General features: G+C 72.9%; 24 protein-coding genes. 16 read left to right on the top strand and 8 right to left on the bottom strand.

All coding sequences use genetic code 11. From position 1 onward, the window contains the following. The first annotated feature begins 19 nt into the window (after positions 1 to 19). Complete coding sequence (locus ACFY8U_RS04355; protein ID WP_361763357.1) at positions 20 to 562, top strand: GNAT family protein; 543 nt, start codon at positions 20 to 22, stop codon at positions 560 to 562. Here ACFY8U_RS04355 and ACFY8U_RS04350 read toward each other — a convergent pair. Further along, on the bottom strand, positions 546 to 878 hold the full coding sequence (locus ACFY8U_RS04350) for a DUF6204 family protein (protein ID WP_389565432.1): 333 nt from the start codon (positions 876 to 878) through the stop codon (positions 546 to 548). The two genes, ACFY8U_RS04355 and ACFY8U_RS04350, sit on opposite strands and share 17 nt — an antisense overlap. A 68-nt stretch (positions 879 to 946) precedes the next feature. On the opposite strand from ACFY8U_RS04350, the gene ACFY8U_RS04345 reads away from it, so the two are divergent. Further along, positions 947 to 1,852 carry an arginase family protein gene (locus ACFY8U_RS04345; protein WP_389565429.1) on the top strand — a complete coding sequence of 302 codons (906 nt, stop codon included), beginning with the start codon at positions 947 to 949 and terminating at the stop codon, positions 1,850 to 1,852. A 41-nt stretch (positions 1,853 to 1,893) separates the two neighbouring features. Next, positions 1,894 to 3,846 carry a DUF5107 domain-containing protein gene (locus ACFY8U_RS04340; RefSeq protein ID WP_389565426.1) on the top strand — a complete coding sequence of 651 codons (1,953 nt, stop codon included), beginning with the start codon at positions 1,894 to 1,896 and terminating at the stop codon, positions 3,844 to 3,846. Between the two features lie 22 nt (positions 3,847 to 3,868). On the opposite strand, the gene ACFY8U_RS04335 is transcribed toward ACFY8U_RS04340, so the two are convergent. Next, positions 3,869 to 5,251 (bottom strand): FAD-binding protein, encoded by a 1,383-nt coding sequence (locus ACFY8U_RS04335; protein ID WP_389565423.1) that lies wholly within the window; start codon positions 5,249 to 5,251, stop codon positions 3,869 to 3,871. Between the two features lie 179 nt (positions 5,252 to 5,430). Here ACFY8U_RS04335 and ACFY8U_RS04330 point away from each other — a divergent pair, with 179 nt between their 5' ends. Next, on the top strand, positions 5,431 to 5,640 hold the full coding sequence (locus ACFY8U_RS04330) for a helix-turn-helix domain-containing protein (RefSeq protein WP_315894318.1): 210 nt from the start codon (positions 5,431 to 5,433) through the stop codon (positions 5,638 to 5,640). Then, positions 5,640 to 6,197: a Clp protease N-terminal domain-containing protein gene (locus tag ACFY8U_RS04325; RefSeq protein ID WP_389565418.1), complete on the top strand. Its 558-nt coding sequence runs from the start codon at positions 5,640 to 5,642 to the stop codon at positions 6,195 to 6,197. Before ACFY8U_RS04330 ends, ACFY8U_RS04325 begins: the two co-directional genes overlap by 1 nt. A gap of 27 nt (positions 6,198 to 6,224) precedes the next feature. On the opposite strand, the gene ACFY8U_RS04320 is transcribed toward ACFY8U_RS04325, so the two are convergent. The 3 genes from ACFY8U_RS04320 to ACFY8U_RS04310 all read right to left on the bottom strand — a co-directional run bounded on the left by ACFY8U_RS04320 (position 6,225) and on the right by ACFY8U_RS04310 (position 8,050). After that, positions 6,225 to 6,572 (bottom strand): VOC family protein, encoded by a 348-nt coding sequence (locus ACFY8U_RS04320; protein ID WP_361440630.1) that lies wholly within the window; start codon positions 6,570 to 6,572, stop codon positions 6,225 to 6,227. 21 nt (positions 6,573 to 6,593) lie between these two features. Continuing rightward, positions 6,594 to 7,430: a methyltransferase domain-containing protein gene (locus ACFY8U_RS04315; protein WP_389565414.1), complete on the bottom strand. Its 837-nt coding sequence runs from the start codon at positions 7,428 to 7,430 to the stop codon at positions 6,594 to 6,596. Between the two features lie 89 nt (positions 7,431 to 7,519). Then, the gene (locus tag ACFY8U_RS04310) at positions 7,520 to 8,050 is read right to left on the bottom strand and encodes a GNAT family N-acetyltransferase (RefSeq protein ID WP_389565411.1); all 531 of its coding nucleotides are present in this window, start codon (positions 8,048 to 8,050) and stop codon (positions 7,520 to 7,522) included. 189 nt (positions 8,051 to 8,239) lie between these two features. On the opposite strand from ACFY8U_RS04310, the gene ACFY8U_RS04305 reads away from it, so the two are divergent. From ACFY8U_RS04305 to ACFY8U_RS04295, 3 genes are all read left to right on the top strand, one after another. Then, positions 8,240 to 10,090, top strand: a complete 1,851-nt coding sequence (locus ACFY8U_RS04305; protein ID WP_389565408.1) for a transketolase — start codon at positions 8,240 to 8,242, stop codon at positions 10,088 to 10,090. A 266-nt stretch (positions 10,091 to 10,356) separates the two neighbouring features. Then, positions 10,357 to 11,589 carry an aminotransferase class I/II-fold pyridoxal phosphate-dependent enzyme gene (locus tag ACFY8U_RS04300; RefSeq protein WP_389565405.1) on the top strand — a complete coding sequence of 411 codons (1,233 nt, stop codon included), beginning with the start codon at positions 10,357 to 10,359 and terminating at the stop codon, positions 11,587 to 11,589. Between the two features lie 40 nt (positions 11,590 to 11,629). Continuing rightward, positions 11,630 to 12,862: an MBL fold metallo-hydrolase gene (locus ACFY8U_RS04295; RefSeq protein ID WP_389565403.1), complete on the top strand. Its 1,233-nt coding sequence runs from the start codon at positions 11,630 to 11,632 to the stop codon at positions 12,860 to 12,862. Here ACFY8U_RS04295 and ACFY8U_RS04290 read toward each other — a convergent pair. Further along, the gene (locus tag ACFY8U_RS04290) at positions 12,842 to 13,498 is read right to left on the bottom strand and encodes a DedA family protein (protein ID WP_389565401.1); all 657 of its coding nucleotides are present in this window, start codon (positions 13,496 to 13,498) and stop codon (positions 12,842 to 12,844) included. The genes ACFY8U_RS04295 and ACFY8U_RS04290 overlap by 21 nt on opposite strands. Continuing rightward, a complete protein-coding gene (locus ACFY8U_RS04285) occupies positions 13,495 to 14,268 on the bottom strand; it encodes an MBL fold metallo-hydrolase (RefSeq protein WP_361595038.1) in 774 nt (257 codons plus the stop codon). The genes ACFY8U_RS04290 and ACFY8U_RS04285 overlap by 4 nt, the downstream gene beginning before the upstream one ends. Before the next feature lie 307 nt (positions 14,269 to 14,575). Between ACFY8U_RS04285 and ACFY8U_RS04280 the strand changes: the two genes are divergently transcribed. The 6 genes from ACFY8U_RS04280 (at position 14,576) to ACFY8U_RS04255 (ending at position 21,340) form a co-directional block, all read left to right on the top strand. Beyond that, on the top strand, positions 14,576 to 14,980 hold the full coding sequence (locus tag ACFY8U_RS04280; protein ID WP_389565398.1) for a hypothetical protein: 405 nt from the start codon (positions 14,576 to 14,578) through the stop codon (positions 14,978 to 14,980). 115 nt (positions 14,981 to 15,095) lie between these two features. Continuing rightward, entirely contained in the window at positions 15,096 to 17,291 is a 2,196-nt protein-coding gene (locus tag ACFY8U_RS04275; RefSeq protein WP_389565395.1) for a phage holin family protein, read from the top strand. A gap of 194 nt (positions 17,292 to 17,485) precedes the next feature. Then, positions 17,486 to 18,853 carry an amino acid permease gene (locus ACFY8U_RS04270; protein ID WP_389566160.1) on the top strand — a complete coding sequence of 456 codons (1,368 nt, stop codon included), beginning with the start codon at positions 17,486 to 17,488 and terminating at the stop codon, positions 18,851 to 18,853. A gap of 81 nt (positions 18,854 to 18,934) precedes the next feature. Then, positions 18,935 to 19,282, top strand: a complete 348-nt coding sequence (locus tag ACFY8U_RS04265; RefSeq protein WP_389565392.1) for a hypothetical protein — start codon at positions 18,935 to 18,937, stop codon at positions 19,280 to 19,282. Positions 19,283 to 19,333: 51 nt separating this feature from the next. Beyond that, positions 19,334 to 19,480: a hypothetical protein gene (locus ACFY8U_RS04260; RefSeq protein ID WP_389565390.1), complete on the top strand. Its 147-nt coding sequence runs from the start codon at positions 19,334 to 19,336 to the stop codon at positions 19,478 to 19,480. A gap of 54 nt (positions 19,481 to 19,534) precedes the next feature. Further along, positions 19,535 to 21,340: an alpha/beta hydrolase gene (locus ACFY8U_RS04255; RefSeq protein ID WP_389565387.1), complete on the top strand. Its 1,806-nt coding sequence runs from the start codon at positions 19,535 to 19,537 to the stop codon at positions 21,338 to 21,340. Positions 21,341 to 21,352: 12 nt separating this feature from the next. On the opposite strand, the gene ACFY8U_RS04250 is transcribed toward ACFY8U_RS04255, so the two are convergent. Further along, positions 21,353 to 22,558 carry a low temperature requirement protein A gene (locus tag ACFY8U_RS04250; RefSeq protein WP_389565384.1) on the bottom strand — a complete coding sequence of 402 codons (1,206 nt, stop codon included), beginning with the start codon at positions 22,556 to 22,558 and terminating at the stop codon, positions 21,353 to 21,355. A 187-nt stretch (positions 22,559 to 22,745) separates the two neighbouring features. Between ACFY8U_RS04250 and ACFY8U_RS04245 the strand changes: the two genes are divergently transcribed. After that, the gene (locus ACFY8U_RS04245) at positions 22,746 to 23,108 is read left to right on the top strand and encodes a hypothetical protein (protein WP_389565379.1); all 363 of its coding nucleotides are present in this window, start codon (positions 22,746 to 22,748) and stop codon (positions 23,106 to 23,108) included. Between the two features lie 19 nt (positions 23,109 to 23,127). Further along, a partial coding sequence (locus ACFY8U_RS04240) for a caspase family protein (RefSeq protein WP_389565376.1) occupies positions 23,128 to 26,905 on the top strand: 3,778 nt, incomplete at its 3' end.

Genomic DNA, 26,905 nt, shown 5'->3' with positions numbered 1-26,905 from the left:
CTCCCCGTAGCCTGAGGGCATGTCCGACGATCTTGGTCAGTACCTCACCGCCGGTTCCCGGGTGGGCCTGCGGCCCTACTCGCTCGACGACGCCGAGGAGTTCACCGCACGGGTGCGCGAGAGCCGGGAGCTGCACCACCCCTGGCTCTTCCCGCCCGACCGTCCCGAGACCTTCGCCGCCTACGCGCGGGCGATGACCGACGACCCCGCCAGAGCCGGGTTCCTCGTGTGCGACCGCGAGGCGCGGGGCCGGATCGCCGGGTTCCTCAACATCAACAACATCGTCCGCGGCGCGTTCCTCAGCGGCGCCCTCGGCTACGGGGCCTTCGCGCACGCGGCCGGGCGGGGCCTCATGGGCGAGGCGCTCGGACTGCTCCTCCCGTACGCCTTCGGTCCGCTGGGGCTGCACCGTCTCGAAGCCAACATCCAGCCCGGCAACGCGGCCTCCCGCGCGCTCGTGCTCCGGGCCGGATTCCGGCTCGAAGGGTTCTCGCCCGCCATGCTCCACATCGACGGCGCCTGGCGGGACCACGAGCGGTGGGCGGTCACCGCTTGTAGTTGATCTTCATGGTGTCCATGTCCGTGACGGAGGACCTGAGCTCGCCGTAGCCGTGCCCGAGCTCCTTCAGCGCCGTCTCCGCCCGGTCCTCGGCGATCGCTGCGGCCATCTCCTCGCCGTCCGTCGCGTCCGACATGACGGCCAGACGGTACGAGAAGTGCTTCAGCGTCCTGTCGTAGGCGAGCGAGCCCTCCGGGGTGAACCGCATCGCCGACATCCCGTGCGCGTCGACCTCGGCGAGCAGCCGGGCCCGGCTCTCCTCCGAGAGCCCCTCGAACGTGCCGCGCACGATCACCCGGTAGGTGTGCTGGGTGCTCATTCCCCTGGTCCTCACGTCGTTCGGCAAAACCGTTGAAGATCCAGAGTACGGCGGCGAGGATGAGGCGCATGCGGAATATCGTGGCCCTCGACGCCCCGTCCAACCTCGGTCTGCGCCCGCCGCTCCCCGGCACCGTCCCGGGCTGCCACAAGCTCGCCGGAGCCCTGCGGGACAACCGGATCGTCCAGCGGACCGGCGCGCTGGAGGGCGGAGTCGTCGTCCCGCCGCGCTACGACCGGGGCGGCTGGCAGGAGGGCGACGGCGTCTTCAACGCGGCCGCGCTCGCCACGTACACCCGCACCCTCGCGGACCGGATCGAACACCACGTACGGGCCGGGGACTTCCCGCTCGTTCTCGGCGGCGACTGCTCGATCCAGCTCGGCGCCTCCCTCGCCCTGCGCCGCATCGGCCGCTACGGGCTCGCCGCGATCGACGCCTCCCCGGACTTCCGTCACCCCGGCAACTCCGACCGCGTCGGCGCCGCGGGAGGCGAGGAGCTGGCCCTCGCGACCGGCCGGGGCCAGGGGGACCTCACGGACCTGGAGGGCCTCGGGCCCTATCTCCGTGAGGAGGACGTCCGGCTCTTCGGCATCCGTGACGCGTACCAGGACGATCCCGAACTCGTCGAACTGCGCGCCCTGAAGGTCCCCGTCGTCACCGTCGCCGACCTGCGCGCCTGGGGCCCGGCCGACCTCGCCGCCGCGACGGTCACCGCGTTCGAGGCCCCGGCGCTCGACGGCTTCTGGGTGCACCTGGACGCCGACGTCCTCGACCCCGCCGTGATGCCGGCCGTCGACAGCCCCGACCCCGAGGGCCTCTTCCCGGACGAACTCACGCCCCTGCTGCGGACCTTGGTCCGCTCCGAGCGCTGCGTCGGGCTCAACATCACGATCTACGACCCCGATCTCGACCCCGGCGGCACGGCCGGAGCGCTGCTCACGGACATCGTCGTCGCCGCCCTCACCGAGGACTGAACGGCGGGACCCCCTGGTCAGCCGCCCGTCCGCCGTGTTCCATGGCCGACATGACGACCGTACGACGTGCCGTACTGACCCTGCCCGCCGCCCCGTTGGGGCCGGACAACCCGCTGCCGGCCCTGCGAACCCTCGACGGGACCCCGACGGTCGACGCCCGTGCCACGGAAGGGCTGCCGCGCGACATGGCCCGGCAGCTCGGGTACGCACCGCTGCGCACCCTGCTGCCGGTCCCGGTCCGCGACGGCTACGGACGTGAGCGCGTGCCCACCGAACTCGACGCGATCGTCATCGAGAACGAGCGGATGCGGGCGACCGTGCTGCCGGGACTCGGGGGCCGCGTCCACTCCCTGCACCACAAGCCCAGCGGGCGTGAACTCGTCCACCGCAACCCGGTGTTCCAGCCGGCCGCCTTCGCCCTCAACGGTGCCTGGTTCGCCGGTGGCATCGAGTGGAACATCGGCGCCACCGGCCACACCACCCTCTCCTGCGCCCCCCTGCACGCCGCGATCGTCCCGTCCCCGGACGGCGGCGAGATGCTCCGCCTGTGGGAGTGGGAGCGGCTGCGCGACCTGCCCTTCCAGGTCGACCTATGGCTGCCCGAGGGCTCGGACTTCCTCCATGTCGGCGTCCGGATCCGCAACCCGCACGAGCGGTCCGCGCCCGTCTACTGGTGGTCCAACACCGCCGTTCCGGAGGACCGCCGGATCCTCGCCCCCGCCGACGAGGCCTGGTTCCACGGTTATGAGCGGGGCCTGCGCCGCGTCGCCGCCCCCGCCGGCGAGAACGGCGCGGACCACACGTATCCGCACCGCGGCTCCCTGCCCGCCGACTACTTCTACGACCTCGGCGACCCGCAGCGACGCTGGATCGCCGCCGTCGACGAGACCGGCGCGGGGCTCGTCCAGACGTCGACGGACGTGCTGCGCGGGCGCAAGCTGTTCCTCTGGGGTTCGTCCCGGGGCGGACGACGCTGGCAGGAGTGGCTCACGGAGCCCGGCGCACCCGGCTACGCCGAGATCCAGGCGGGCCTTGCCCGTACCCAGCTGGAGCATCTGAAGCTGGAGGGCGGCGCGGAGTTCAGCTGGCTGGAGGCGTACGGACCGCTGGCCGCCGCGCCCGGGGCGGTACACGGCGAGGACTGGTCGGCGGCCCGCGCGGAGGTGGAGTCGTCCCTCGAGGCGGCGCTGCCGCGCGCTGCCGTCGAGGCCGCGTACGAGGCGTGGCGCGAAGGCCCGGCGGACGCCGATCCGGCCACGGTCCTCGCCGCCGGGTCGGGCTGGGGCGCTCTCGAAGTCCTCTGCTCGGGACATGAGCTGCCCGGTACGCCGTTCCCCGTGTCGACCCTGGGGGAGGAGCAGAAGCCCTGGCTGGAGCTTCTCCGTACCGGCGTCCTGCCGCCCCTCGCCGACGGCGCCGCGCCCGGCCCGTCCCTGGTCGCGGACCACTGGCGGGACATGCTGGAGACCGCACCCGCCGAGCCCCTCACCGAGTACCACCTCGGGCTCGCGCAGTGGCACGCCGGCGATCTCGCCCAGGCCGTGCGGAGCTGGGAACGCGGGCTCCGGCAGGGCGGCATGCGCTGGCCGTTGCTGTACTGCCTGGCCGTCGCCGACCGGGACGGCGGGCACCCGGTGCGCGCCGCCGAGCGGTACGTCGAGGCCTTCGAGGCCCTGCCCGCCGACGCCGACGAGGTGGTGACCGCCGCCCTGGGCCGTGAAGCCCTCACCGCGCTCCTGGAGGCCGGGAACGCGCCCCGGGCCCGCGCACTCCACGACGGTCTGCCGGAACCGGTGCGCGCCCGGGGCGCGTTCCGCCTCCTGGACGCCCGCCTCCTCCTCGCCGAGGGCCGGACCGCCGAGGCCCGAGCGGTCTTCGACCAGGGCTTCGAGGTGGCGGACCTGAGGGAGGGCGCCGAGATCCTGGGCGAGGTGTGGTCGGCCCTGACCGACGAGCCGCTGCCGGACTTCTACGAGTTCCGCATGCGTCCCTGAGGGCCCGGCCGACGGCCCCCGGTCAGAAGATGCGCTGGCCGGGGGTGAGGACACCGTCGGGGTCATAGCGGTGCCGCGCGGCCTCGAACTCGTCCCAGAAGCGGCCGAAGTGGCGCACCCAGTCGTCCTTGGTGAGCGGTACCGACCCGATGGGATACCAGCAGCCGCCCGCCTCGACCGTGGTGTCGTACTGGCGCCGGTTCGCGGCGACCATCTCGTCGGCGGAATCCGCGCCCGGGGAAGCGGTCTTGAGGAGCGAGAAGAGGTAGGCGATCTCCTCGTCCGGCATGACCGGGAGCGGGGTGCGGCACTTGGTGGTGAGCACAGGGTAGAGCAGGATGACCGCGCTCGCTCCGACGGCCTCCGGCTTGAGGCCGGCGAGCGTGTCGGTGACGACGGTGTTCACCGTGGAGGCCGGGAGCAGACCGTCGTACCAGGGGTGGGGGAGCTTCCACTCGCCCATGGCCGTGAAGGCTTCCACCATCGCGGAGAGCCGGTTGACGAAGTCGAAGTACGGGACGTCCTGGGCCTCGACGGAGGCGGCCCCCAGGTCGTCCGTGAGCCGGGCGTCGTCGTCGGCGGATCCGTCGTAGGAGGCGGCCTCCACCCTGTACATCCAGCCGTCCGGGGTGGGCCGGGCCTGACCGATGAGGTAGTCGAACCGTCCTTCGCCGATCAGCTCGGCCTGCCGGGCCGTGAGCTCGGCGACGCTCCGGAAGGTCAGGGTGTAGAACCTGACCGAGCGGGGCGCGGGGATCAGGGAGAGCGTCGCGCGGGTGATGATCGCGCACTGCCCGAGGCCGCCGAGGGCGGCCCGGAAGAGATCGGGGCGCACGGTGGGGGAGCAGGTCGCGATCTCGCCTTCCCCGGTCACGACCTGGAGTTCGAGCACGTTGTCGGCCTGCGTGCCGTGGTGGCCGATCTGCCCGCCCAGGCCTCCGGCCGACAGAGTGCCGCCGACGGACAGCTCCAGGTAGTCGGTGAAGGCCGGCGGGGTGAGGCCACGGGGCAGGGAGGCCCGGACCACGGAGCTCCAGAGCGCCCCGGCCTGGACTATGGCGGTGTCGTCGCGGATTTCGACGGAATCCAGCGAGCCGAGGTCGATGACCAGCCCGGAATCCACCTGTGCCTGACCGTTGGTCGAGTGTCCCTGGCCGCGAGGGGCGACCTGCAGCCCGCGCTCCCGGCAGTGGCGCACCATCGTGGCGACGTCCTCCGCCGAGCCGGCCCTGAGGACCGCGGCGGGCGGCCGGTGGACCAGGCGGCCGAAGTCGGTGGACGCCGCGTCGAGAGCGGCGGAATCGAAGCGCAGCTCCCCGTCCAGCGCGGGAACCGCGTCGAAGGCGGCAGGGCCGGGTCCGGCGGCCGGGTCGGTGTGCGACACGGGGAGTTGAGGAGGCGTCATGGTGACTCCAGATCGGCGTGGTGAAAGGAACTCCGCATGCGTGCACAGTCCCCACATATTGTGATCATTTTCCGGCCGAAAGTTCCGCGATATATCGAATCCGGCTGTTCGTGGTGGTGGAGCGACCCGCCTTGTCAACCATGGTTGACAAGGCGGGGGTGTCAACGTAGGTTGACGTCATGACCGATGCAACCGATCTCGCAGCGCGGGCGGGGGACCGGGACCCCCGGGTCGGCCTGCGCGCCGTATCCGCACTGAGGCGGCTCCTCGAACAGCTGGAGGCCGTCCAGGTGCGCAGCGCCCGTGCCCAGGGCTGGTCGTGGCAGGAGATCGCGGCAGAGCTGGGCGTGAGCCGTCAGGCCGTGCACAAGAAGTACGGGAGGCATTGATGTTCGAGCGATTCTCGGCAGGGGCCCGGGCCGCGGTGATCGAGGCCGTGGAGCGGGCCCGGCGCGACCGCGCCGCCGTGGTCACCGAAGAGCACCTGCTGCTCGCGCTGCTCGACGCGGAGGGGACCAAGGCGTCCTTCGTGCTGCGGGCCCTCGGTGCGACCGACCGGCGGGCCTCGCTGGAGGCGGAACTCTCCGACGCCCATCGGCGGGGCGGCCTCTCGAGGGCCGACATGGAGGCGCTCGCGGGTCTCGGCATCGACGTGCCGGAGATCGTCGCCCGCGTCGAGGAGGCCCACGGGCCCGGCGCCCTCGCCGACGACCGCGAGGGGGGTTCCCGGCGTTTCGGAAGGCCCACATTCAGCCGGGAGGCTGCGAGCGTCCTGGAACGCTCCCTGCGGATCTGCCTCGGACGCCGTGAGAAGGCGATCGGCGACGAGCATCTGCTGCTCGCCCTGACCGCCCGCCCGGGCGTCGTGGCCGAGGCCCTCGCGGACCACGGCATCACCTACGCATCGGTGGAACGGGCCCTCGGGCAGGGTGCGTCCGCCGCCTGAGCCGAGCCCCTTCCCGCGGGGCGGGGGTCAGGACCGCCGGTCGACGTACTCGAAGACCGAACCGTCCGGATGGGCCGCGATCAGATTGCGGCCCACCGGGGTCGGGACCGGGCCGGCCAGGATCTTGGCCCCCGCCTCCGCCAGCGCCGTGAACGCCGCGTCCACGTCCTGCACGGAGATGGTCGCGCTGACCTTGCGCAGGACCTCCAGCTCCGCCTCCGGCCCGCTCATCAGGAGGAAGCAGCCGACGGCCGCCACCGAGACCCCGCCCCGCTCGAAGCGGAGGGCGGGGGAGCCGGTGAGCCGCTCGTAGAAGTCCACGGCGGGTTCGAGCTCGTCGACGCAGATACGAAGAGTGCTCCCGAGAATCTCCATGAGGACGAGCCTAGTTGAGGATCACGGGACCCGGCAGAGGACCTCGCCGTGCGGGACCATGAACCAGGCGTCCTCCTGCCGGCCCCACTCCCGCCACGCCTCGGAGATCGCGTGCAGCGTGTCCGGCGTCGCGTGGCCGCCCTCCACCACCAGCTTCGCGTAGACGGACTCCGTCGTCCGGTCCGCCCACAGTCCGCTCCACCACGCCCGCTCCTCCGGCGTCGCGTAACACCAGGTCCCGGCCGTCGTCGTGATGTCCGTGAACCCCGCCTGCCGCGCCCAGGAGAACAGCCGCCGCCCGGCGTCCGGTTCGCCGCCGTTGGCCCGCGCGACCCGGTGGTACAGCTCCTGCCACACCTCCAGGGCGGGCGGCTCCGGGTACCAGGCGAAGGAGCCGTAGTCGCTGTCCCGGGCGGCGACCACTCCACCCGGACGGCACACCCGCCGCATCTCGCGCAGCGCCCGCACCGGGTCGCCGACGTGCTGCAGCACCTGGTGGGCGTGGACGACGTCGAAGGAGTCGTCCGGGAAGTCCAGGGCGTGGACGTCGGCGACCGCGAACTCCACGTTCACCGCTCCCCGTTCGGCCGCCACGGCCCGCGCCTTGTCCAGGACGTCGTCGGCGGCGTCGACCGCGGTCACCCGTCCCGGTGCGACCAGTGCCGCCAGATCGGCGGTGATCGTCCCGGGGCCGCAGCCCACGTCCAGGACGTCCAGGCCGGGCCGCAGTTCGGGCAGCAGGTACGCCGCGGAGTTCGCGGCGGTGCGCCAACTGTGCGAGCGCAGCACCGACTCGTGGTGCCCATGGGTGTAGACGGCGGTCTCGTGAGGCCTGGACTCGTCGGCGGCATGCGTCATGACCGGACTCCCTGGTGTGAGTGGATACGGCCACGGTACGCGCATCAGCCGCATGGTGAGATGGGTATCTCGCCATGCGGACTGACGGTTCAGGCGGTCGGTCGGACGGACAGGGGGCGCCGATAACGCAGTTCGTCGAGCGTCCTGCCCGCCGTGGTGTCCTGGACGACGGCGCCGTCCGGCCGCCAGCCCGCCGCCTCGTAGAAGCGCCGCCCCCTGGCGTTGTCCGCGAGGACCCACAGCGCCGCCTCGCAGAACCCGTCCGCCGCCAGCGCCTCCTCGGACGCGGCGAGGAGGCTTCGGCCCACCCCCGAGCCCCACGCCTCCGGGGCCGCGTAGAGCGCCGCGATCTCCCCGGTCGTGGCGGCGTCGAGATCGTCGTCCGGCCACGCGCGGAAGGCGCAGAACCCGACCACCCGCCCACGGGCCTCGGTCGCCACGAGCACCGAGGCGGGCTCCGGCGCCTCCAGCCGGGCCGACCAGACGGCGGTGCGCTCCTCGACGTCCAGACCGTCCAGGTACGCGTGGGGGAGCAGGGCGCGATAGGCCACCTGCCAGGAACGGACATGGACGGCGGCGATCGCCGCCGCGTCCGCGGGGAGTGCTGCTCGGATGGACATGCGCCGCATTCTCGAGGCCCGCCGCTGTCCCCGGCGAGTGGATATCGGGCGAGCGGGCATCCGCCGGGTGCGCGGAACCGACCCGTCCGTGAGCGGCACCGGCGGGCATACGGCGTGGAGGCCTGGGTACCCGGGCGGTGTGGAACCCGCCAGCGACCGGACGCCGCCACGTGTGGAGGAAGGCTTTCGATGCGGTACGAAACGATGTCCTCGCTCGCCCAACAGCTCCGCGTCGACGCCGTGCGAGCCACCGACGCGGCCGGCTCCGGCCACCCGACGTCCGCCATGTCGGCCGCCGAGATCGGTGCGGTCCTGCTCACCCGGCACCTGCGCTACGACTTCGACCGCCCCGACCACCCCGGCAACGACCGGCTCGTCCTCTCCAAGGGGCATGCCTCGCCCCTGCTCTACGCCATGTACCGGGCGGCCGGCGTCGTCGGCGCACAGGAGCTGCTGACCTTCCGGCGCGCGGGCAGCCTCCTCGAAGGCCATCCCACCCCCCGGCTGCCCTGGGTCGACGTCGCCACCGGTTCGCTCGGCCAGGGTCTGCCGATCGGCGTCGGCATGGCGCTCGCGGGCAAGTTCCTGGACCGCGTCCCGTACCAGGTGTGGGTGGTCAGCGGCGACAGCGAGATGGCCGAGGGCTCCGTCTGGGAGGCCGTCGAGCACGCCGCGTACTGCGGTCTCGACAACCTCACCCTCATCGTCGACGTCAACCGGCTCGGTCAGCGCGGCCCCACCCGCCACCAGCACGACCTCGGCGCCTACGCGAGCCGCCTGGAGGCCTTCGGCTGGCACACCGTACGGATCGACGGACACGACGTCGAGGCCGTGGACGCGGCTCTGCGCGAGGCCCGCGCGACCGTCGGCCGGCCCACGGCCGTCCTCGCCGCCACCCGCAAGGGCCGGGGCGTGGCCGCCGTCGAGAACCGCGAGGGCAAGCACGGCAAACCCCTCCCGGACGCCGAGGCCGCCATCGCCGAACTCGGCGGTCACAGCGACCTGAGCGTGCGGGTCACCGACCCGCCCGCCGCCCTGGTGCCGCGGTCGGACGGGGCCGCCACGCCGTCCCTCCCCACGTACGAGCTGGGTGAGAAGGTCGCCACCCGGGACGCCTACGGACAGGCTCTCGCCGCCCTCGGACGGACGCGCGGCGACATCGTCGCGCTCGACGGAGAGGTCGGTGACTCGACCCGCACCGAGAAGTTCGCGAAGGCGCACCCCGAGCGCTACTTCGAGTGCTGGATCGCCGAGCAGCAGCTCGTCGGGGCCGCCGTCGGCCTCCAGGCGCGCGGCTACGTCCCGTACGCCTCGACCTTCGCCGCGTTCCTCACCCGCGCCCACGACTTCATCCGCATGGCGGCCGTGAGCCGGGCCGGGATCAACCTGGTCGGCTCGCACGCCGGCGTCTCGATCGGCCAGGACGGGCCGAGCCAGATGGGCCTGGAGGATCTGGCGATGATGCGCTCGGTCCACGGCAGTACCGTCCTCTACCCGTGCGACGCCCACCAGACGGCGCGGCTCGTCGCGACCATGGCCGACCTGGACGGCGTCCGCTATCTGCGCACCACCCGCGGCGCCACACCCGTCGTCTACGGGCCCGACGAGGAGTTCCCGGTCGGCGGGAGCAAGGTCCTCCGCAGCCACGGCGAGGACGACCGGGCGACCGTCGTCGCGGCCGGGGTGACCGTGCCGGAGGCCCTGAAGGCGGCCGACCGGCTGGAGAGCGAGGGGCTGCCGGTCCGCGTGATCGACCTCTACTCGGTCAAGCCGGTCGACACCGCGACCCTCGACGACGCGGCGGGGACGACCGGCTGCGTCCTGACCGTGGAGGACCACCGGCCCGAGGGCGGCATCGGCGACGCGGTCGCCGAGGCGTACGCCAACGGCCACGGCGGAGTGCCGCGCCTTGCCCGGCTCGCCGTCCGCTCCATGCCCACCTCGGCGACCCCGGAGGAGCAGCTCCACGACGCGGGCATCGACGCGGACGCGATCGTCTCGGCGGTCGAGCTGATGCTGGAACGCGTCCTGGTCCGCTGAGCGGCACGCGATCCCCCGGGACCCGCCGAGACGACGCACCAGGATCCACGGGGAGCGGGTGCGGGTCACTCGGCCGTGCCCGCCCCCGCGCCTCACCCGGACAGCCCTACGCGTCCCGGCGGGGCGGGGGCCCTCGGCCTCCGCGCGTACCCCCGTACCGGCGGCGCGGCCGGCGCCCGCTGAAGCAGCGAATCGCCCTCAACCTTCGTATAAAGGGCACTGAGGCGCCGTACGGGGCGGCGGCCGGTGTTCGGGAGGTGCGGGAGATGCGGCAGACGGCCCCGGAAGGGCGCGGCCCCGTGCGCTACGGACCACCCGCTCCGGAACCCGGCCTGCCCGTGCTGCCCGGGCTCGCCGCGATCCTGGCCGCCGCCGCGGGGCGCACCGCCGTCGAACCCCCCGGCGGCGGGCCCGTGCTCCGCGAGGCCGCCAGTGGCTACTGGTGGCGGCGGGGGCTGCGGACACACGCCGAGGACGTCGTCGCCGCGCCCGGTGCCCAGCCCCTGATGCTCGCCCTGATCGCCGCCCACGGCGGCGACATCCTGATGCCCCGGCCCTGCCCCGCCTGGTGGACCCCACAGGCCCGGCTCCTCGGCCGCCCCGCGTACCACGTGCCCACTCCCGCCGAGTGCGGCGGCGTCCCCGACCCGTACGCCCTGCTCGAAACCGTCCGGCGGGTCCGCGCCGAGGGCGGCCGGCCCCGGCTGCTGCTGCTCTCCGTCGCCGACGACCCCACCGCCACCGTCGCCCCGCCCGAGCTGGTCCGCGAGGCGTGCGAGGCCGCCGTCGCCGAGGGGCTGCACATCATCAGCGACGAGACCTGGCGCGACACCCTGCACCGGCACCACGACACCGTGCTCCTCAGCCCCGCCGAGATGTGCCCCGACGACGTGACCGTCCTGTACGACCTGTCCGGCGCCCTCGCCCCGGCCGCCTGGCCCTGCGCCGTGGCCCGCTTCCCGCCCACCGGCCCCGACCGGGCCGACCGCTACACCGACCCCCGCGCCCGCACCCTCGACATCCTCACCGCGCTCGGCGCCTTCGTCGACGGTCCGGTCGCCCCCGCCGCCGCGCACGCCCTCGACGAGCCGGAGGAGGTCACCGTACGGGTCGCCCTCGCCTCGGCCCTCCACGCGCGCGTGGCCGCCGCAGCCCACCGCGCCGTCCTCACCGCCGGCGCCCTCGCCCGGCCGCCCCAGGCCGGCCGCCACCTCTACGCCGATCTCGGACCGCTGCGGGCCGGACTCGCCGCCCGGGGCGTCACCGACTCCATGGAGCTGGAGAACCACCTCGGCCGACGGCTCGGCACCCCCGTCCCCGGCGGCCACCGCTTCGGCGACGAACTCGGCGCCCTGCGGGTGCGCTTCGACACCGGCGCCTTCCTGGGGTCGACGGAAGAGGAGCTGATGGAGTCCCTCACCGCCGCGAACCCGCTGGAATTGCCGCACGTGGCCCGCGCGTTGAGCTCCTTCGGAACCGCCCTGGAGGAACTCCGGTGACTCGACCGTCCCGACGAACCGCGTAGAACGGAGCCCGCAGATGACGGAACGGACGGCACGGCCGACGCAGGCCCCGCATTCCGTACGCGACGGCCGGACCACCCCCACCTCCGGGCCCGCACCCGCGCCCACCCCCACCTCCGCGCCTGCGCCCGCTCCCACGACCACCCCCATCTCCGCGCCCACCCCCTCGCCCACCTCCGGGCCCGCACCCGCGCCCACCCCCACCTCCGCGCCTGCTCCCACCCCCACGACCACCCCCATCTCCGCGCCCACCCCCTCGCCCACCCCCTCGCCCGTCCCCTCCCCGGTCCTTCAGCCCCTCGGCCGGATCCGGACCGACTGGCCCCGCTCCTTCACCGAGCGGCTCACCGCCCCGCTCCCCGGCGTCCGCGCCATGGCGCGCCTCGCCCGCGAAGGCGCCGTGCGCCCCGACGCCGAAGGGCTCCGCGACATCCCGCTGCTGCCCTTCGCCCCCGGCCCGCTGCCCGACGCCGGACCCGACACCCTCGCCGTCACCTGGGCGGGCCACGCCAGCTGGATCCTGCGAGCCGGCGGCCTCACCGTCCTCACCGATCCCGTCTGGTCCCGCCGCATCCTCGGCACCCCCGCCCGTATCACCCCCGTCGGGGTCCGCTGGGAGGACCTGCCGCCCGTGGACGCCGTCGTCATCAGCCACAACCACTTCGACCACCTCGACGCCCCCACCCTCCAGCGGCTCCCCAGAGACACCCCGGTCTTCGTCCCCGCCGGTCTCGGCCCCTGGTTCCTGCGCCGCAGGTTCAGCCGAGTCACCGAGCTCGACTGGTGGGAGGCGGCCGAACTCGACGGCGTACGCTTCGAGTTCGTCCCCGCCCACCACTGGTCCAAGCGGACCCTCCTCGACACCTGCCGCTCGCTCTGGGGCGGCTGGGTGCTCACCGACCGCTCCGGCCGCACGGTGTACTTCGCCGGCGACACCGGCTACGGCCACTGGTTCGGCGAGATCGGCGCACGTCACCCGGGGATCGACCTGGCCCTGCTCCCGATCGGCGCCTACGACCCGCGCTGGTGGCTCAGCGACGTCCACACCGACCCCGAGGAGGCCGTCCGCGCCTTCCAGGACCTCGGCGCCCGCCGGATGGCCCCCATGCACTGGGCGACGTTCGTGCTCTCCTCCGAGCCCGTCCTCGAACCGCTCACCCGCGTCAGGGCCGCCTGGGAGCGGGCCGGGCTGCCCCGCGAGGACCTCTGGGACCTCCCGGTCGGGGCCTCACGCGTGCTCGCTCCCTGACCTGTCGCCGCGCCGTGCCGCTCCCCGTACCCGCCGCCAGAGCGCCGGAGCCAGACTGATCAGCACGGTCAGCGCCACCGCCGCCAGCACGCCCTGCCACGGCTCCGGGAACAGCGAGCCGCCAAGGATCCCGATCAGCCCGTACGTCGCCGCCCAGGCCAGACAGGCCGGCACATCCCCGCGTACGAACCCGCGCAGCGGCATCTCCGCGAGGAGACACGCCAGCATCACCGGGATCCGCCCCGCCGGAATCAGACGCGACAGCACCAGCACCGACACCTGGTGCGCGGCGAGCTTCTCCTGTGCCTGAGCGAGCCGGTCGGGGGCAGCCCGCCCCCGCAGCACCGCGAGCCACCGCGAGCCGTTCCTGGAACGGACCCCGCGCTGCCCCAGCCAGTACAGCGCCACATCCCCCAGGAGGGCCGCGGAGGCCGACACCAGGAAGACGAAGAGCAGCGCCGACGGAGCCGTCTGGTGGAAGGCGACCACGGCCGCCGAGCTGACGATCGCCCCGGTCGGCACCACCGGCACCAGCGCGCCGAGCGCCACCAGCAGGAAGAGCGAGGGGTAGCCGATCGCCTGTTGCGTCGACTCGGGCGGCAGCTCCCCCGCCGCGCGCAGCAGAGCGTCGATCACCGGGCGACCTCGGGACGCACGCGCTCGCCGTGACCGAGCAGGTGCACCGCGACCTTCGGCGCGAGGCGCGCCGCCTGCCGGACGAACTCGTCGCCCGGCGCGTGGAACTCGTGCGGCCGCACCGCGTCCATCCCGATCGGCCAGTACGTGCCGTAGTGCACCGGAACCGCCGCGGCCGGGGACAGCTCCGCGAGCGCCCGCGCCGCCCGCCCCGCGTCCAGATGACCGTGACCCAGATACGGCCCCCAGCCGCCGACCGGCAGCAGCGCCACGTCCACCGGCCCCACCGCCTCGGCCATCCCGTCGAAGAGCCCGGTGTCACCGGCGAAGTACGTCCGCGCCTCCCCCTCGACGACGTACCCGAGCGCGGGGGCGCGGTGCGGCCCCACCGGCAGGCGCCGCCCGTCGTGCAGCGCCGGCACGGCCCGTACCGTCACACCCTCCACCGTCACCGAGTCGCCCGGCCCGACCTCGGTGAGCCGCAGACCCCGCCCGTCGAGCCGCCGCAGCCCCGGAACGGCCGCCGGCGCGCCGCGCGGCACGATCAGCCGCGTTCCGGGCGTCAGTCGGGCGAGCGACGGCAGATGCAGGTGGTCGGCGTGCAGATGGGAGACGAGCACCGCCTCGGCACGCTCGGCCTCGGGCGGCGGCAGCGCGCCCCGCCTGCGCCGCAGATGCGCCAGCCGGCGGGCGAAGAGCGGATCGGTGAGGAACCGGACCCCCGAGTCCTCGACCGTGCAGGTGGCATGACCCCACCAGGTGACCTCCACCGGCTCGCCGCCCTTCCGCTCGGCACTCCACTTGTCACGAGGGTAGATGTCCGGAGCGGGCGACGCGGGGCGTCTACGGTGGTTCGCGGGGGTAGCCATCCGTCAGCAAGGGGATGGGAGTCGCGGTGAGCACGATGGGGACGACCTGCAATTCGGCGCAGTGTCCGCGCTGCGGGGGCGTCCTGGCCGTCACCCAGGACGGCTGGAGGATCTGCCACACCTGTGGCTACTCCTCGCCGCCCTGAGGTCCCGCGGGAGCCCCGGAGGTGCCCTCCTCGGGCACCCGGGATCGGAGTAGGGTCGGGCCATGGACGACGTTCGGGTGGCGGCGATCGCCAGTCTCACCCCGCTCGAGGAACTCGACAGCGACCCTTTCCTGGTCGACACGCGCAGTCAGCACGCCATGTGCGCCCGCTGGGCCCTGGACAAGGGGTACGTCGTGGCGAGACAGCTGCTCTTCTACGGGATCCGGCCCGACCACGCCGTGCTCTGGGCGGACGTGGACGACGGCCACGTCGACCTCTTCGTCGCTCCCAACGAACGTGTCCTGTCTCGGGCGTTGACCGATCTGCCGGGGTTCGTCGCGGAGTGCGAGCGCCGTGGCGTACGACTGGAGACCGCGGGCCTCGACGAGCCGTCCTACGACGCCGCGGCCAAGGCGGACGTGCACCGAAGGCTCTCCATGCCCACCGCCGGCTACGACGGCTGCTAGGGGTCTCCCCGGGGCTCCCGGGACGTGTCCCCTGGCGCCCCCACCCCGCCCTGCCTGCGCCCCCTGGGTGATGTGCCACGCTTGAGGCAGGTAACGGGTGAAAGGTGAACCACGCGTGGGTGACGGGCGATGGCGTACCGCCGGCCGCTGGCGGACCGCGGGAAGCGCCCTGGTGCGGGTGATCGTGGTCTGGGCGGTGTCCACCCTGACCATGCTGGCCCTCGCCGGGCTGCTGCCCGACTTCGAACTCCAGTCGGCCGACGGCGACAGCATCACCCGCACCGCCCTCACCGCCGTGTGGGGCGCCGGCGCCTTCGGCCTCCTCGGCGCGCTGGTGTGGCCGGTCGTCGTCCGGGCGCTGCTGCTCGTACCGGCCCTGGTTCTCGGCCTGTTGGTCTTCTTCCTCAACGGCTCGCTGCTGCTGATAGCGCTCTGGCTGATCCCTGACGGGCGCGGCGCCGCCGACCCCGAGACCGCCGTCGTGGTCGCCGCGGTCATGTCGGCCGTCGCCTCGGCGACTTCTACCGCGCTCGCCGTTCGCGACGACGACGCCTACCGCCGCCGCCTCTACCGGCTCGCCGCCCGCACCCGCCCCCGCGCTGTGACGGAGGGTCCCCCCACGCCAGGCGTAGGGGGAGACCCCCCACCCGTCCCCGGCACGCTCTTCCTGCAACTCGACGGCGTCGGCCACCGGGTGCTCCGCGACGCCGTCGACGACGGCCTGATGCCGACGGTCGCCGGCTGGCTCGACACCACCCACCGGCTCACCCCCTGGCGCACCGACTGGTCGAGCCAGACCGGCGCGAGCCAGCTCGGCATCCTGCACGGCTCCAACGAGGACGTGCCCGCCTTCCGCTGGTACGAGAAGGACACCGGCCGGCTGATGGTCTCCAACCGGCCCGCGAGCGCCGTCGAGCTCCAGCGGCGGGCGATAGCCCGCACCGGGGACGGCGGGCTGCTCACCCTCGACGGCGCCTCGCGCGGCAATCTGTTCAGCGGCGGCGCCGACCAGCTCGCGCTCGTCCTGTCCATGGCCGCCCGCCGTGGCCGCCGCAACCGCTCCCGCGCCGGGTACTTCGCGTACTTCGCCGACCCCGCGAACGCCGTCCGCACCGCGGGCTCCTTCGTCGCCGAGGCCGTCCGCGAGACGGCCCAGTCGACGCGGGCGCGGCTGCGCAAGCAGACCCCGAGGGTCTCGCGCGGCGGCGCCTACCCCCTCATCCGGGCCTTCGCCACCGTCGTGGAACGGGACGTGGTCGTGGCCGCGGTGATCGGGGACCTGCTGGCCGGGCGGACCGCCGTCTACGCCGACCTCGTCGCGTACGACGAGGTGGCCCACCACTCCGGCCCGCACGGCCACGACACCGACAGGGTCCTCGCCCGGCTCGACCGGTCGATCGCGCTGATCGCCAAGGTCGCGGAGCACGCGCCCCGCCCGTACCGGATCGTGCTCCTCTCCGACCACGGCCAGAGCCCCGGCGCGACCTTCGAGGGCGTGTACGGACTGACCCTGCGGGATCTCGTGCGCGCCGGCTGCGGGCTGCCCGTGCCGCGCCGGGTCCGGCACACCCCCTGGGGGCACCCCCAGACGGAGTCTGGGGGAGGCTCGGAGGCCCGGGACGCGGCACGTGACGCGCTGCGCAGCGCCCTGCACCGGCCGGTGGACGAGGACGGCGAGCGGATGGGCGAGCAGGTGCGGGACGAGGCCGAGCCGATCGTGCTCGCCTCCGGGAACCTCGGGCTGGTCTCCTTCCCGGGCGTGCCGCACCGGATGACCCGCGAGGAGATCGACCGCCGCCACCCCGCGCTGCTGCGCACCCTCGCCAACCATCCGGGCGTCGGCTTCCTGCTCGTCGCGAGCGCCGAGCACGGTTCGGTCGTCCTCGGACGGGGCGGGGCGGAGGTGCCGCTCGCCGAACTCGCCGACGACGGGCCGCTCGCGGTCTTCGGGCCGGGCGCGGCGGACGCGGTCCGGCGCACCGACGGCTTCCCGCACGTCGCCGACATCATGGTCAACTCGATGTACGACCCCGCCACGGGAACCGTCCACGCCTTCGAGGAGCAGATCGGCTCGCACGGCGGCCTCGGCGGCGAGCAGGGGCGCCCGTTCCTGCTGTCGCCCGTGGACTTCTCCGCGCCGGTGCCGGACGGGGGCGAACTGGTGGGCGCGGAGCAGGTGCACCAGGTGCTGCGCCGCTGGCTGCGGGAGTGCGCGGGACCGCAGGTGCCGCTGGAGATTTCCCCGCGCATCAGCGATGCGGAAGCGTTTCTTCCGGTTGACGGCCCGGTCGTACCGGAGAAAAAGAGCTGATTTGGTGGGGCGTCTCACGTACCGGACCATGTCCGGGTTTGCACGACGAGAGGCGCACCACCCCCATGAGCACGGCCATGTCCGACCGGTCCGCGGTCGATTCCCCCCACCGGTCCACGGTCACCTCCGAGACCTCCGCGGAACAGAACAAGCACACCCGGCGGTTCGGACTCCCGATCGCCACCGCCCTGGTCATGGGCAACATCATCGGCGGCGGAATCTTCCTGCTGCCCGCCTCCGTCGCCCCGTACGGCACGATCAGCCTGGTCGCCTTCGGCATCCTCACCCTCGGCGCGATCGCCCTCGCGCTCGTCTTCGGCCGGCTCGCCCGCCGCCACCCGCAGACCGGCGGGCCGTACGTCTACGCCCGCGCGGCCTTCGGCGACTTCGCCGGTTTCCTCGCGGCCTGGTCGTACTGGATCACCGCCTGGGTCTCCAACGCGGCCCTCGCCGTGGCCGCCGTCGGCTACCTCGACGTGCTGATCCCCGTGCACGAGTCGAAGGCCGCCACCATCGCCGCGGCGCTCACGCTCCAGTGGCTGCCGGCGCTCGCCAACCTCGCCGGCACCCGCTACGTCGGTGCCGTCCAGCTGATCGCGACCGTCCTCAAGTTCGTCCCGCTCCTCCTGGTCGCCGTCGGCGGGCTGTTCTTCTTCGACAGCGCCAACCTCGGGCCCTTCCAGGCGGGTGACGGCGGCGCGATCGGCGCGGTCTCCGCCTCCGCCGCGATCCTGCTCTTCAGCTACCTGGGCGTGGAGTCGGCGGCCGTCAGCGCCGGCGAGGTCCGCGACCCGCGGCGCAACGTCGGCCGGGCCACCGTCCTCGGCACCCTGGGCGCCGCCGCGATCTACCTCCTCGGCATGATCGCCGTCTTCGGCACGGTCGCCCACGACCGGCTGGTCGACTCCTCGGCTCCGTTCTCGGACGCCGTGAACGCCATGTTCGGCGGCTCGTGGGGCGGCACCGCCATCGCCTGCATGGCCCTCGTCTCCATGCTCGGTGCGCTCAACGGCTGGACGCTGCTCAGCGCCCAGACCCCCTACGCGGCGGCGCGCGACGGGCTCTTCCCGAAGGTCTTCGCCCACAAGCGGCGCGGCGTGCCCACGGTCGGCGTGATCGTGACGGTCGTCCTCGCCTCGCTCCTGACCGTCTACAACTACACGGTCGGCACCGAGGGCGTCTTCGAGATCCTCGTCCTCGTCACCACGTTCACCGCCACCGTCCCGTACCTCCTCTCCACCGCCGCTCAGATCTACTTCCTGCTCTCCGGCCGCTCCGAGCGCGTCGACCGCGGCCGTCTGGTCCGCGACGGCGTCCTGGCCGCGGCCGCCTTCGGCTTCTCCATGTGGCTGGTGGCGGGCTCCGGGTACGCGGCGGTCTACCAGGGCGTGCTGTTCCTCTTCGCCGGAGTCCTCGTGTACGCGTGGATGTCGGCCCGCAAGGTGCGGCGGGAGACGTCCGAAGGCGCCCCCGACGGCACGCTCGACGGCACGGCCACCGGCACGGCCGGAATCGCTCCGGGCGGCGCGTCCGAGCGCGTGAATTCGGGCGTGCGCGCGTAGGCCGCCCGGGCGGATCCACCGCCCTCACCGGCACGTCGGGCCCGTCCCGGGGCAGTACGCAAGTCCATGAGCCCCGCCCCCGTGCCCCGCACCGAACCCGCCGCTCAGGCGGGTGTGGTGCGACGTGCGGTGCTCGTCCTGGCGCTGGTGCTCGCCGCCCTGTTCGGCGTGGGCGCCGGCGCCGTGTGCCCGGCCGGCATGGAGGCCAGGCCGGCGTCCGCGAGTCCGGCGCCCGACCTCGGCGGGGAGACGCACGAGGCCGCAGAGGCCGAGGCCACGGGGCCCGGACGGCTCCGTTCGCGGTACGGCGACGTCCGCGCCCGCGCCCGTGCCGCCCGCCCGGCTCCCGCCGGGATCCGGGCCGCCGCCCCCGTACCCGTACCCCGCCCGCGCGGCGAGGCCCGGCGGTGCGTGGTGATGCGCTGCTGAGAGGCCCGTACCTCTCACAGCCCCTCACCCCCCACCGCAAGGAGCTTCACCATGCCCGTCGACCCCTTCGTCGTTCTGCGCGCCCTGCTGCGCGCCGAGGCCGCCCGCAACGCACGTGTCGCGCCCGGGGAGTCGGAACGCGCAACGGTCCGCGAACCGGAACCCGCGCCCGCCCGGGACGAGCGTCAGGCCGGCTAGGAGAGCGCCGGCGGGCCGATTGCGGAACGCTGCCCGGTGGACGAGGCTGAGCCGATGACCTCGACCGACCGGCACACCGCTCCCGATCGGTCCGCCGGCCCCGCCGGACGCCTCGCGTCGCTCCGACCGAACGCCCTCGGCTCACGGCTCGTGTCCGTCGCCCAACACCCGTACTGGGACCGCCCCGACCCCTCGTACCTGATCCGCCGCTGGCCAGACCTCACCGCGCTCTGTGCCGCCACGCTCTTCTTCTGGGCCTCCCTCACCCCCTCGCTGGTCCCGCGCCCCTGGTACCTCCAGGGCGTCGTCGGCGGCATCACCGCCACCATCGGTTACGCGCTCGGATCCTGCGCCGCCTGGCTGTTCCGGGCGCTCGTGCGCCGCCGGCCCGGCGGGCGGACCCGCGCCAGGTGCTGGCAGGCGTACTGGGTGATCGCCGTGGTCCTCTCGGTGTGGCTCATCTCCGAGAGCGCCCGGATGCAGCGTCAGCTCCGGGTCCTGCAAGGCCTGCCGCCCGCCCTGACCTGGCACAGCCCGATGATCGCGCTCATGGCGGTCGCGCTGCTGCTGGCGCTCCTCCTCGTCGCCCGTGCCGTCCGGCTCGGGTCCGCCAAGCTGATCCGCCTGCTCGGCCGACTGCTGCCCAAGCCCGTCGCCTTCGCCGTCGGGACGCTGCTCTCCACCCTCGCCGTCCTCGTCGGCGTCCGGGACGTGGTCTTCGACCGGGGGGTCGTCGACATCGCCGACCGGATCGCGGAGGCGACCAACGGCGGTACGAAGGACGGCATCCACCGCCCCGTCTCGCGATACGTCTCCGGCGGCCCGGGCTCCCTCATACCCTGGGAGGACCTCGGCCACCAGGGCCGCAACTTCACCGGCTCCGCCCTCACCCGCGCCCGCATCACCGCCGTGAGCGGACGACGCGCCGCCGCAGACCCCGTCCGGGTCTACATACCCTCCGCGCTGCCCGCCGCCTTCGAGGACGAACGCCCCTTCGCCGCCCAGGCCCGGCTCGCCGTCCGCGAACTGGAGCGCACCGGCGCCTTCGACCGCCGCGTGCTCGCCGTCGCCGGCACCACCGGCACCGGCTGGGTCAACCCCAACGTGGCCGAGCCCCTGGAGTTCATGTACGGCGGAGACACCGCGATCGTCGCCGTCCAGTACTCGTACCTGCCCAGCTGGGTCTCCTTCCTCGTCGACAAGGAGAAGGCCGGCCAGGCCACCCGCGCACTCGTCCAGGCCGTGCGCGTCCGCATCGACGCGCTCCCCGCCGAGCGGCGGCCCAAGCTCCTGGTCACCGGCGAGAGCCTCGGCGCGTACGCCATCGAGGCCTCCTTCGACGGCCCGGACGACCTGCTCGCCCGCACCGACGGGGCCCTGCTGCTCGGCACCCCGAACTTCTCCCCGATCTCGCGGGAGATCCGCCGCGACCGCGACCCCGGCAGCCCCGTCTGGCGCCCCCAGTACGAGAACGGCGCGCGGGTCCGCTTCGCGCAGTTCCCGGCGGCCGACCTCGCCCGGCCCCCGGCCCCCTGGCAGTGGCCCCGAGCGGTCTATCTGCAGAACGCCTCCGACCCGGTCGTCTGGTGGTCGCCGGACCTCCTCCTGGACCGTCCCCCGTGGCTCGCGGACCCGCTCGGCCCGGACATCACGCCCGAGATCGACTGGTTCCCCTTCGTCGCCTTCTGGCAGACCTCGGTCGACATGGCCGTCTCGTACGGCGTGCAGGCACCGCACGGCCACCGCTACGGGGCAGGGGCCGTGGACGGCTGGGCGGCGGTGGCCCCGCCGGAGGGCTGGACGGCCGCCGACACCACCAGGCTGCGCGGCTACATCCAGCACCGCGACGCCGCGTACTGAGCCGGCGGCACCTCAGCCCGCTCCGGGGGCGCTCCGCTCGGCCGCGCCCCTGCCGTGCAGGGTGACGAGCGCCGTCAGGCCGACGGCGAGGAGCACCAGCGCCACCAGGGCCGGGACCAGACCGACGAGCGCGCCGGACGCCAGCGCGCACACCCCGCCCACGGCGAGGACCGTCGGCCGGCGCCCCGAGGTGCGCAGCACGATCGCGGCGCCGCCGAGCAGGAAGACGCCGACCCCGCCCGTCAGCGACCAGGCCACGACGCCGTGCAGCGGCTCGGAGAGACCGTAGTGGCCGGTGTCGGCGACCTGTTGCAGGACCTTCTTCATCCCGAGCGCGCACAGGACCACCCCCGCGACCAGCGGCAGGTGCAGGAAGGTGTACACGTCCCGCGCGAACCGGGTCCGCTCGTCCCCCTCCAGACCGGCGAGGCGGTGCTCCGCCCCCTCCGCGAGCCGCCGGAAGTACAGCGCCCAGATCGCGGCCGAGAGCAGCAGACCGGCCGCGGCGGCGCCCAGGACCGCGACCGTGATCGGAAGGCCGGACACCCCCACACCCATCGCCACGATCGACTCGCCGAGCGCGATGATGACGATCAGCCCGTGCCGCTCGGAGAAGTGCTCGGGGGAGTTGACCCGCCAGCCGGAGGCTCCCGTGACGTAGATCCCGCCGTAGTCGATCACCACCGCGCCCAGCCACAGCAGGAGTTGGACCATGCCGGTGTACGCGGAGCCGATCAGCAGCAGCACCAGCGGCGGCGCCACGGACAGCAGCGCGGTGCGGCGCAGGGTGGCCCGCAGGGCGGCGTCGTCGGGGCTGGAGATCCAGTACGAGACGAGGTGGAGCGTGCGCACGGCCCCGTAACACAGCACGAAGAGGAGCGGAGCCGAGAGGCCGCCCGGCGCGTCCTCGAACACCTCGGGCACCACGAGCGACACGATGAAGACGACGGCCATCACCACCACGAGCACCGCGAACAGGGCCCCGGAGTCGGCCCGGACGACGTTGCCCAGCCAGGCGAAGCAGCACCAGCACCACCACAGCAGCGCCAGCACGATCATCGCGCCGACCACGCGCATCGCCGACGGGTCGGCCGCCATCAGGGCGGTGACCTGAGTGATCGCGTACACGAACACCAGGTCGAAGAAGAGTTCGGCCGGCGTCACCCGGTGTTCGTCTCCGGCCGCCACCATCCGCGCCCGGTCCCTGCGCCACGCCATGTGCGTCTCCCACCGTCCCGGTGGCGGCCCCCGCCACCACGGCGCGAACAATACCCACGCGCCGCCCGTACGGCTGTCCCGGCCATCCCTGTTTCCCTCGTGACCGGGCCTGCGCCAACTGCCCTGCGGAGAGGGCGAACTACCCCTATGATGTGACATCTTCTGTGCGGATCATCGAGGGGGAGCAGTGTTCGAGACGGTCGAAATCTCTGGTGCCGGGGCCGACAACGCGGTCGAGTCGCTCGACGTTCTGGTGACGGTCGATGACCGCGGAGCGACGTCGAACTCGGGTGAGAAGGGGATCTTCGGACGGGGCACCGGCGAAGGCTCGGTGCGCACGATTCCCGTCGCCGTCCTGCGGGAGAACCTGCAACGCATGGTGAACGGCCTTCAGCAGGTACTCGGTGAAGTGCGGGTCCCTGAGGGGGGCATGACGCTGCAGCAGGCTCAGGTGTCGTTCGAGATCACGGCGACCGGCGGCATCACTCTCGTGGGAACGTCGGCCCAGGTCGGTGCCAAGGGAGCGATCACGCTGACCTTCGGCTCGTGACGGGCGGACGGCGAGCCCCATGAGCGCTGCCTTCCGCGCCCTTCTGATCGGCGTACCTGCCTACCGTGACGACGCGATCGACGACCTTCCCTTTGTCACGGACGACATGGCCGAACTGGAGGTGGCCCTCACCTCCGCCGGCTACCTCGTGGCCGTGCACGACGTCAAGGAGACCGACCGCGACAGCATCGACTCCGCCGTCGAGGAGTTCTTCCAGGACGCCGCCCCGGGCGACACGCTGCTTCTCTATCTGAGTGGCCACGGTGTTCACCACAACGGCGTGGACTACCTCGTCCCGAAAGGCGCTTTGACGCGGTCTCACGACTTCCGCAGCAGGTGCCTCTCGCTCGACTTCAGCACGTACGTCGAACGCAGCCGCGCCGGTGATGTCGCCGTCTTCGTGGATGCCTGTCGCGAGGGCATCGTCCTGAAGGAGATGGCGGCGGTCAACGCCGCCGGCTGGTCGGACATGCAGGTGGATCGGGCCGGCGCGCGCCACTACTGCCATGTGTACGCCTGCTCGCCCGGCGAGCGTGCTCGTTACACGACGGCGGGCAACAGCACGTTCAGCATCTTCTCGAGGGCGCTCAGCTCCGTGGTGATCAGCGAGAGCGGGCCACGCACACTCGGCGAGCTGAAGGAACAGCTGCAGATGGCGGCGGACGCCCTGACCGCCGAGCACAACCTTCCTCGGCAGCAGATCAGGGTGCGTACCGAGACGGAGACCGACGCCTTCGCCCTCTTCGACCGTCCGGATCGCGACGATCCCGGTGCGGCCGGAGAGCACGCCTGGGTGGCCGCCGCTCGGGAGCATCCTGCGTGGAAGCAGATCGGTGACGGCCCGGGTGCCGCCGAAGGCATGAGAGAGGCGGCAATCTCCATCATCGCGCACGTCGCCGAGCAGACGGATCACGACGAAGCCTTGCTGCAGGGCGACTCCTGGCGGCCCGTCGGCTTCGCCGAGCGGATGACCGGTCGCATGGGCTGGTTGCTCTCCAAGGTTCTCAATCCTGAGAAGCTGGCACTCTCACCGGCGGAAGCCGCCCTGCTGGTGGTCGCTCCCTTCCTCTACGAGGCCTGCGCGAACCGTGCGGCGGTGGACATGCTGGGAGCCGATCCCACGAACTTCGGAGCGACCCCCTGTCCGTCTCCCGCGCGTGCGAACTATGAGCAGTTCGTCTCCACGCGGCCGAGGCTGGTACGCCGGGCGTTCTCGTCCGGAAAGGCTGGCGCGACACACGACATCGCATGGTGGCTGTTCCGGCGCTGGCTGGCCAGGAAGCCTGGAGACTTCCACGATCAGGTGCTGGAAGGGCTGCTCGGTCCGCTGGAGTTCATGAGCGAGAACGTCTCGGCCGGTGATCGCAAGCTGGTCGCCGAGCTGTTCGAGCTGGACACGCTCTCGACGCTGATGCGCTCGCTGCGGACCTCGTTCGACATCGCGACCGTTCGGCCGGAGCGACAACTGGCGGGATCCACCGAGGCGGAACAGCGCATCCGGGAGCAACTCCTGATCGTGCTGCTCATCGTGGCGCACCACCTGGCGATCGACCCCGTCCTGCTGCCCGATGTCGTCGTGGAGCACCTGGACATCAGCTACTCCGTGGACATGGCGGAGCTTCACAGAACGATCGAGACGGCGGTCTGGCATCCGCGTGGCCGAACCCGCGTGCTCAACGCCGCCTGCCGCCATCCGGCGGTCGGTCTCGCGTTGCGGCAGCAGGCTGATCTGCTCGACGCCGTTCTCGGTTCGATCGACGTCCAGGCCGGTAGCGAACCCCAACTGGCTCCGCTTAAGGACCTGCCCGTGCATGCCACGGCCGACCAGGTGCGTCCGGCGGCCGACGCTCAGGGCCGACCCGCCTACGAGTCCACGGACCTGCGCTTCCGTCTCGCGGACGACCGCATCCAGGAACTCCTCATGGGCGAGCAGCTGTACGGCGATCCCGCCCTGGCGATCAGGGAGTTGTACCAGAATGCCCTGGACGCCTGTCGCTACCGCGGTGCGCGCACGGCCTATCTTCGGCGGGGGAACGCTCATCTGGCCGAGTGGTCGGGGCGCGTCCACTTCGTTCAGGGCGTGGACGAACGGGGCCGGGCCTACATCGAGTGCACGGACAACGGCATCGGCATGGGGGAGCGTGAACTGCGGGAGGTCTTCTCGCACGCCGGTATGCGGTTCGCCGACCTGCCCGAGTATCTCGACGAGCAGGCGGCCTGGCGCGATGCGGGCATCGAGATTCATCCGAACAGCCGTTTCGGTATCGGTGTCCTGAGCTACTTCATGATCGCGGACGACATCTCGGTGACCACTTGCCGGCTGGACCACGAGGGCCACCCCGGCCACCGGCTGCGGGTCGACATCGCGGGGCCGGGCTCTCTCTTCCACATCCGCGACCTGGGCCGCGGACACGACGCCTTCACCACCGTGCGGCTGTACCTCCGCTCACCGGACGACGCGCCGTCCTGTACGGACCTGCTGCGGCGGCTGCTGTGGATCTCCGAGTACGCGGTCACCGCGACGGATGGGGCGACACGGTTGGAGTGGGAGCCCGGGCGGCTCTCCCGCGTGGCGCCCCTGGGCGCCGCGGACCCCCACGTCGAGAGTGCGGAACGGGCCGAAGGCGCGACGGCGGACGCCACCTCCAGTGCCGACGTCTGGTGGACCAGCACGACCGGGGGCGTTCTGGCGGACGGGGTGTGGATGGGCGTGTCCCTGTTCGGGGCGGTCGTCAACCTGACCGGGCCGTACGCACCTCAGTTGACTGTGGACCGACGGCGCGCTCTCGCCTACGACAGGTCGCACGTCACCGATCTCCTCCACCGGGAGATCGGTGCGCTGATGGGGCCGGATGCTGAGGTGCTGGAACACGGTTGGCTCGCGGAGCTCGCCAAGCATCAGCCGCCCCTCGCGGACGCCGTGGCCGAGGCGGCGGTGGCATGCGGCTTCGCGCCGTGGTCCGTGCACGGCCACGAGATGGACATCACGGCTGTCGGCTGCTTCCCCTCGGACGTCGAGCTGCTGAGTGATCTGGATCCGACCGACAGGCGCTTCGGCGCTCAGCGAATTCCGGAGTACATCGCGGACTGGCGCGCGCTGGCATGGGCGGCCGCCGGATTCTTCCCCGGCGTGTCTGTCGCCGCTGCCACGAGCATTCCCTTGGCGCAGCCCACGGACGGCAGATTGCTCGCTCTCCAACGGCATTCCAGGAGCCACTATCGGTCGGTCACGATCCGACAGGACGAGTGGGTGCGGCTTGGTCAATCCGTGCCGCTGGGGCATGTGTTGTGGTTCGCCGACCTTGTGGGGCGTCGTCCTGAGGTGGTTGCGGCGAGGCTGATGGAGCTCGGGCTGGAGTTGCCGGAGGGCGTCGTGTTGCCCGAGACGGTCGACTCTGACGACCTTCGTATCCTCAGCGAGGAAATCGACGGACAGGATCCGTGGCTGGATTCGGCGTTTGTCGTGCCGTTGGGGCACGTGCTGCGGGCCGCCCATCGGATGGTGCGTCGTCCTGAGGTGGTGGCGGCGAGGTTGGTGGAGTTGGGGTTGCGGTTGCCGGAGGGCGTCGTGTTGCCCGAGACGGTCGACCCTGACGACCTCCGTATCCTCAGCGAGGATGCCGACGAAGAGAGACCGTGGCTGGATTCGGCGTTTGTCGTGCCGTTGGGGCACGTGCTGCGGGCCGCCCATCGGATGGTGCGTCGTCCTGAGGTGGTGGCGGCGAGGTTGGTGGAGTTGGGGTTGCGGTTGCCGGAGGGCGTCGTGTTGCCCGAGACGGTCGACCCTGACGACCTCG

It is taken from the genome of Streptomyces sp. NPDC012508, from assembly GCF_042902595.1.
Taxonomy (GTDB): Bacteria; Actinomycetota; Actinomycetes; order Streptomycetales; family Streptomycetaceae; genus Streptomyces.
This window is presented reverse-complemented; position numbering and strand designations above follow the sequence as displayed.